Annotated in this window: 5 protein-coding genes; 1 reads left to right on the forward strand and 4 read right to left on the reverse strand. The window is 58.6% G+C overall.

Going from position 1 to position 6,621, the window contains the following annotated elements; genetic code table 11:
• Window positions 1-81 precede the first annotated feature (81 nt).
• On the reverse strand, window positions 82-549 hold the full coding sequence (locus tag FSO04_RS37595; protein ID WP_408382656.1) for a hypothetical protein: 468 nt from the start codon (window positions 547-549) through the stop codon (window positions 82-84).
• A 126-nt stretch (window positions 550-675) separates the two neighbouring features.
• Entirely contained in the window at window positions 676-2,145 is a 1,470-nt protein-coding gene (gene nuoN, locus FSO04_RS37600) for an NADH-quinone oxidoreductase subunit NuoN (protein WP_154566544.1), read from the reverse strand.
• Window positions 2,146-2,671: 526 nt separating this feature from the next.
• Between nuoN and FSO04_RS37605 the strand changes: the two genes are divergently transcribed.
• Complete coding sequence (locus FSO04_RS37605; RefSeq protein WP_154566545.1) at window positions 2,672-3,424, forward strand: carbonic anhydrase family protein; 753 nt, start codon at window positions 2,672-2,674, stop codon at window positions 3,422-3,424.
• Window positions 3,425-3,510: 86 nt separating this feature from the next.
• On the opposite strand, the gene gltS is transcribed toward FSO04_RS37605, so the two are convergent.
• Both gltS and nhaA read right to left on the reverse strand, forming a co-directional pair.
• Complete coding sequence (gltS, locus tag FSO04_RS37610) at window positions 3,511-4,710, reverse strand: sodium/glutamate symporter (RefSeq protein ID WP_414693504.1); 1,200 nt, start codon at window positions 4,708-4,710, stop codon at window positions 3,511-3,513.
• 27 nt (window positions 4,711-4,737) lie between these two features.
• Window positions 4,738-5,952 (reverse strand): Na+/H+ antiporter NhaA, encoded by a 1,215-nt coding sequence (nhaA, locus tag FSO04_RS37615; RefSeq protein WP_174825332.1) that lies wholly within the window; start codon window positions 5,950-5,952, stop codon window positions 4,738-4,740.
• Window positions 5,953-6,621: the final 669 nt, after the last annotated feature.

A 6,621-nucleotide genomic window follows, 5' to 3' on the forward strand; every position in this document is an offset into this window, starting at 1 on the left:
CAATGGATTACCTGTCATAGCGAGCCTTCTGATCTTGCCGAGCGCCAGATCTCTCGCATTCGCGGACAGGCCGGGCTCAAGCTACTTCGTTTGACCAGGCTCATCCGATTGCGGCAGCGTGCCGGGCGTCTTCGCACTCAATCCCTGTGCACCGCTCGATGTCGTCCTGCGCTGACTCGTGAGAACGCCATATTCGTCGAACTCGAACACGACTGTCGAAGATTGCGTGTCGGCCCCGCCGAAGAGCGGACCGATGAGCGGGATAAAGCTTTCGGGACGAGGCCTCGATGTGACGAATGAATAGATCAGCACGGTCGATCCATCGCTTAGCGTGGTCTGTGCCGTTGGAGATCCAAGCACGGCGACAACCTCGTCAAGGCCAGTCACACCTTGCTTGAAGCTCGACAGCTGCTCTGGTTTGACGTCGACACCCGCCGATATGCATGCTGCCAACGCACTGCACAAGACAATCACTGCATAAATACGCTTCATGTCATCACCGCTACTACTCCGGGCGCCGCGCCCGAAATCGCTGAACGCACTTTCCATGCTCGCGTGTTCGCTGCAACCGCGACGCCCTGTCTAGAGGATACATCCCGGCCGGGATAGGGGGATGAACAAGGTACGCGTGAATTTCTATCATAAGCGTCCGGGTAAACCAGCCTGCTGCGGATATTACAGCGGCAGTGTGTGCGAGATAGCCTGCAGGCAGGCCGTCATCAGCGGACCCGGAACGATGCCAAGCACCAGCACAGCCACTCCGTTCAGCGCAAGCAGCGTGCGGTTACCGGCGCCGGCCGAGATCGGCGTCGTGTCCTGGGGCGCGTCGAAGTACATCAGCTTGACGATGCGCAGGTAGTAGAACGCGCCGACCAGCGACGTCATCACGGCCAGCACCGCGAGCCACGTCAGACCTGCGTTCACCGTCGCTTCGAGCACGGCGAGCTTCGCGTAGAAGCCAACCGTCGGCGGAATGCCCGCGAGCGAGAACATCATCACCATCATCACGAACGCGAAGACCGGGCTGCGCTGGTTGAGACCCTTGAAGTCGTCGAGCGTCTCGGCTTCGAAATCGCGACGTGCGAGCAGCATAACCATGCCGAACGTACCTGTTGTCGTAACCAGATACACGATGCTGTAGAACATCGCCGAACCGTACGCGCTGGCCGCGCCACCGGCCTTGCCGTCGACAACGCCCGCCAGCAGACCGAGCAGCACGAAGCCCATGTTCGAAATCGCCGAATAAGCCAGCATCCGCTTGATGTTGCGCTGGACGATACCCGTGATGTTGCCGACGATCATCGATAGCGCCGCGAGAAGCACGAGCATTTCCTGCCAGTCAACGGCAAGCGGCAGCAGACCCATCACGAGGAAGCGCAGGCCCCACGCGAACGCCGCGACCTTCGGACCGCCGCCGACGAAGAGCGTCATTGCGGTCGGCGCACCCTGATAGACGTCCGGCACCCACATATGGAACGGCGCCGCGCCCATCTTGAATGCAACGCCTGCGACGATGAAAACCACGCCAAACAGCAGCACGGCATCGTTGATGCGGCCCGAAGCAACCGCCTTCAGTACCTCGCTCAGTTCGAGCGAGCCCGTCGCGCCGTAGAGCATCGAGATGCCGTACAGCAGGAAACCCGTAGCCAGTGCGCCAAGCACGTAGTATTTCATCGCCGCTTCGCTCGATTGCGCGACGTCGCGGCGCAACGCGATCATTGCGTACAGCGATAGCGACATCAGTTCGAGACCGAGGTACAGCATCAGGAAGTGGTTGCCCGAGATCATGATCAACTGGCCGAGCAGCGAGAACATGCCGAGCAGGAACACGTCGTCGCGGAACAGGCCGCGATCTTCGAGGTATCTACGCGAATAGACCAGCGAGACAGCGAAGCCGAGCGACACGACCGCCTTCATCACGCTGGCGAATGAATCGATCACGATCATCCGCGAGAAGAAATAGTACTGGTGCGAATCGAATGACTGGATCGCGAACCACACGCCCGCCGCGGTCGACGACAGGAGCGCGACGAGGTAAGTAAGACGCCGGTTCGTTGCTTCGGAGCAGAAGTCTCCCAACCGGGAGGCGATCGCGATCGCGAGCACTACCAGCGCGTCGGGCAACAGCACATGTGCGTCTTGCATGATCATTATCTCCCTTATGAAATCAGGTTAGCTTATGATCATCGTGATGGTGCACGACCTACTCCTCGAGCTTGACCATTTCAACGTGAAGCTGGGCCAGTTCCTTCCCGTATGGCTTGTTGCCCAGCCTGTCGTCCGATTTCGAACCGTCAGGCGTCGCCTCATACCGATTCTCAGACATCGCCTCACCCCCACAACGGCCAAACCCTGCCTGATTGCGCATCCAGTAAAGTATTGTCGGACCTACTGCTTCCGGCAATTGAACTTTAGGCCAATTGCGCAGTGTATGGAACGGTCGGTTTCCATAGCTTTGCTCGTCCCTCCATGGGACCAAAGTCCAATAGCCTAAGAGCCTCAGTGCAAATACCATCCGTTTAGGGCTATTCCACACGCTGCGGAGCAGGTGGCATGGCGATCTGCTGTCGCCCGTCAGGGAGCGGCCGCGAAGATAATCGCCCAATGACGCACGACAGCGTCCGTGATGCCGATGGCAATGATCGTTTTGCGGTTGTTTGCGGAGAATGAAATGCACCAGAAAACTGACTGTTGTCCGGCGGAGTCCTCTAACAGCGTTGGAAGACGTACCGTACTGAAGACTGCCCTGAGCGTCGCAGCCGTTGGGCTGGCGGGAAGCATGGGGGGCGTTGAATCGGCTTACGCGGCGGCGCTATCGAAGTCTGAGCGAGACAAGTTGACACCGGACCAGATTATCGAGGACCTGAAGCAGGGAAATCGACGTTTCCGTTTGGGGAAAATGCTGCCTCACGATTATTTGACGCAAAAGAGAGCTACTGCCGGCGGGCAATATCCGGCGGCGGTGATCTTGAGTTGCATTGACTCCCGGGCTCCGGCCGAGATCGTCCTTGACACGAAAATTGGAGATACTTTTAACGCGCGTATTGCGGGCAATATCGCTAATGAGGATCTCATTGGAAGCCTGGAGTTTGCTTGTGCGGCGGCCGGCGCTAAAGTTATATTGGTTATGGGGCACACAGGATGCGGGGCAATCAAGGGCGCCATTGATCACGTTGAACTGGGAAACCTGACGGGTCTCCTGGCCAAGATCAGACCGGCTGTGGATGAGACGCAATACTCTGGTGACAGAAGCAGTAAGAATTATGAATTTGTCGATGCGGTGGCGAAAACCAATGTTCGACGCACGATCGACGCAATACGAAATGGCAGTAACGTGCTGGCCCCGATGGAGAAGGATGGAAAAGTAAAAATTGTTGGAGCGATGTACCACCTAAACGGTGGGGTCGTCGAATTCCTGGTCTGAAAATGGACATGGCGCAGGGAATCCAGACCGTTTGATTGGTGGAATTGCCAGCACATAGTTCGCGGGGATGGCCAATGGCGCCATCTCTACCCGTAAATTGGCAACAGCAGGAACAACTTGATCACGATCGCATTCGCGATGTCAATGAAGAACGCTCCCACCATCGGTACGATCAGGAAGGCCAGATGAGAGGGGCCGAATCGCCCCGTAATGGCTTGCATGTTCGCGATTGCAGTTGGCGTAGCCCCGAGGCCGAAACCGCAGTGCCCCGCTGCCAGGACCGCCGCATCGTAATTCCGTCCCATGATCCGAAAGGTGACGAAGATTGCGTAGCCGGCCATGGCCATCGCCTGGACTATCAGGATTGCGAGAAGGGGTAGCGCAAGCGTGGCCAGGTCCCCCAGCCGCAAGCTCATCAGTGCGATCGCCAGAAAGAGTCCGAGGCTTATATTGCCGAGCAGCGCCGTTGCGTCCTCGAAGACCTGATACCAGCCGCGCACAGCAAGCCCGTTTCGAAGAACGACGCCGACGAACAATACACACACGAATGCGGGCAACTCGAACGCCGTGCCATTCAACCAGGACGCGAGCGCCGAGCCGACCGCGAGGCAAACGGCGATGAGCGCCACTGTCTCGATGACTGCATCCGCGGTGATCGGGCGCACCGCTTTGGGCTGCTCGAAGCCGGTCGTACCGGCGGAATTCGATTCGGGGTTGGGAGCAAGGCCATAGTGCGTGATGAGGAAGCGCGCGACCGGACCGCCAATCAATCCTCCGAGTATCAAGCCGAACGTGGCGCAGGCAATCGCGATCTCTGTCGCCGATGCGAGCCCGTGACGTTCTGCAAACACCTTGGCCCATGCGGCACCGGTGCCATGGCCGCCTGACAGGGTGACGGACGCCCCGAGCAGGCCGAGAATGCGCTCTTGCCCCAACGCCCAGGCGAGGCCGATGCCGAGCACATTCTGCATCACAAGCAGCCCGACCACTGCGCCCAGAAAGACAATCAGCGCCCGCCCGCCCGCTTTCAGCCCTGCGATATCCGCGTTAAGACCGATGGTAGCGAAGAACGTGAGCATCAGCGGCACTTGAAGCGCAGTGTCGAAACGCACGTCGATTTTCAAGGCGCTGCGCAGCGCAAAAACCAGCAGCGCGACAAGTAGTCCGCCGACTACCGGTTCGGGGATACTGTAAGCCCGCAGTACGGGTATCCGGGCGAGGATCCACCTCCCGAGCAGAAGTACGAGCGACGCGGCCATCAGCGTTTCCAGGGTGTCGAGGCTCACGATGTTCCTCTCCGGTTGGTAGACCGATTAGTTAGCCTTGCCTGACGGACTTCCGCTGGTGTCACCCGACGCGAACCTGAGCAACAGATAACCCGTCACGCCCGACAGTGTCGAGCCCACGATGACGCCCAGCCGCAGGGGCGTGAAATATTCGGGGCTGTCGAAAGCGAGGGAGCCGATGAACAGACTCATGGTGAAGCCGACGCCACACAATGCGGCGACGCCAACCAGTTGTAGCCAGTTGGTTCCTTCAGGAAGTCTGGCCAGCCCGAGCCGAACCAGCACGGCGCTTGCCCCACAGACACCGACGAGCTTGCCGATGAAAAGACCTCCGGCGATGCCAAGCGGCAGCGGTTCTGCCAGCGCCGTCATCGTAACGCCGGCGAACGAGACACCGGCGTTTGCGAAAGCGAAAATCGGCAAAATACCGAAGGCCACCCAAGGATGAAGGTTGTGCTCGAGCTCGTGCAGGGGCGCGTGGCCCTGGGCGTCCGCTGTCGTTAACGGCACGGCGAAAGCGACTGCAACCCCCGCAAGCGTTGCATGAACACCGGACTTCAGAACAAATACCCACAAGATCACGCCGACAAAAACATAAGGTGCGATTCGCGTGATTTTTAGCAGGTTCAAGCCGATCAACAGCGCAATGGCCACGGCCGCGAAAAGTAACATCGTAATGGACAGGTCTGCGGTGTAAAACAGCGCAATGATCACGATCGCGCCAAGATCGTCGGCAATCGCCACTGCAGTTAGAAATATTTTCAGCGACACCGGTACCCGGTTGCCGAGAAGGGAAAGTATGCCGAGCGCAAATGCAATGTCAGTGGCCGTAGGAATGGCCCAGCCAGTCAAGGTCGCGCCATGTCCGTGATTAAACAGGACATAGATAAGTGCGGGCACTACCATTCCGCCCACCCCGGCAGCGACAGGTAAAACGACCTGTGCGGGAGTGCTCAGTTCTCCTTCAATCACCTCACGCTTGACCTCCAGCCCGACGAGGAGGAAGAAGATAGCCATCAAACCGTCGTTGACCCACAGCAGTAACGGCTTCGCGACGACAAACGATCCAATACGCACTTCCACAGGGATCTTCAGCAGATCGTCATACGCATGTCGAAGCGGCGAGTTACTGCAGATCAGCGCGAGTGCTGCTGCGGCCACTAGCAGCAGGCCGCCCGCCGATTCCAGTCTAAGGAAATCGGCGATGCCATCGGTCGCCTTGCGAATCGCGTTGCCGGTCACAGTGCCCGTCCGTTACCCACGCATTGATTCTTGAAGATCCCAGCCTGCGCCAGCGCGCTGCCTTGATCCAGCCGAGATGGTTCTGCTGAATGCTATTTGCCCGTGGCGTGGCATACGACGAGCAAACGTACCCTTGTGAGCTTGCAGGTCTCACTGAATAGCTTTATCAGTGCCCTGGATCGCGTAAATTTCCTCCCGCTTCACCGCTGCTTCCGCCCAGCGCAGCTCGCCCTTGTTCCACGGCGCTTGCGCAGCGACGGGACATGGGATCCGCATGGATTTGCACGCCCCAACCCATAGGCTATGAGTCTGGTGTAAAGGCCGCCATTGGACCTTGGTCCAATGTGCGTGCCGGAAAGGCACTTCTAGATCATTGAATAGGTAGGGTGAACTGCGAAAGGGGGAGCGCGGAGTGAACGGCCGTTCTCCGCTACAACGCCGACTCTGCCAGTGTCTCAAACTGGCCGAGCCTGTGTGGAAACTCAGTTTTGGCTCTGAGGGCGAGGTTGCCGGTCGGTCGATAAAGTTAGATGCGTCTCGCTTGCGCTAATCAAACATCCGCGGGCGCAAGAAGCCCCTTGGGGCTTCAGCTTGCAGTCATCCTCATCGCCTTCATCATCCCGGCAACCCCAAGTATATTCATGACGCGCTTCAGGTTGTAGGCCAATA

This window comes from Paraburkholderia madseniana (genome assembly GCF_009690905.1).
Lineage (GTDB): Bacteria > Pseudomonadota > Gammaproteobacteria > Burkholderiales > Burkholderiaceae > Paraburkholderia > Paraburkholderia madseniana.

Coding starts and splice junctions, on each gene's coding strand:
- FSO04_RS37595 (WP_408382656.1), bottom strand. CDS start 549: ATGGAAAGTGCGTTCAGCGATTTCGGGCGCGGCGCCCGGAGTAGTAGC.
- nuoN (WP_154566544.1), bottom strand. CDS start 2,145: ATGCAAGACGCACATGTGCTGTTGCCCGACGCGCTGGTAGTGCTCGCG.
- FSO04_RS37605 (WP_154566545.1), top strand. CDS start 2,672: ATGCACCAGAAAACTGACTGTTGTCCGGCGGAGTCCTCTAACAGCGTT.